Origin of the sequence: Bacillus sp. AFS001701 (genome assembly GCF_002559405.1) — a bacterium.
Taxonomy (GTDB): domain Bacteria; phylum Bacillota; class Bacilli; order Bacillales; family Bacillaceae_G; genus Gottfriedia.
The window spans coordinates 1-436 of record NZ_NTZO01000637.1; the positions used below are offsets into that span (position 1 = coordinate 1).

Annotated in this window: 1 protein-coding gene; it reads right to left on the reverse strand. The window is 35.3% G+C overall.

Features of this window, described 5'->3' with window-relative positions; all coding sequences use genetic code 11:
* Positions 1 to 121: 121 nt before the first annotated feature.
* A partial coding sequence (locus CN514_RS24255; RefSeq protein WP_176526062.1) for a VanZ family protein occupies positions 122 to 436 on the reverse strand: 315 nt, incomplete at its 5' end.

Below are 436 nucleotides of genomic sequence, written 5' to 3' on the forward strand. Positions count from 1 at the left end.
CCATCATTTAGTCTGACTCCGACCACCACGGTGTACCACCGACTGTCGCGCCCTATAGGGGTAGCACTCATGGGAGATTAGCAAAAAAGCCACCCTAAGATAGATGTCTTATCTCCAATTACTATTTAAACCTAATAACACCACTAATTAATACTAAAACTAATGCAACAAGGAATATCACTCCGATTGAAGTTAAAACATTAAGGATTTTATTTGCCTTTGTACTAAACAGCCTACAAAATACAATATAAACTCCAATTCCAATAATTCCACCCAATGTATTTCCCAAAAAGTCAGTTATATCGCTAGCTCCTATAGCAAAGATAAATTGTAATACTTCAAATACCAAACTAACTCCTGCTATTACTGCAATCTTTTTCAAGAAAGACCAATTTGGTTTTAGCATACTGATATAAATTCCAAATGGGATAAATGC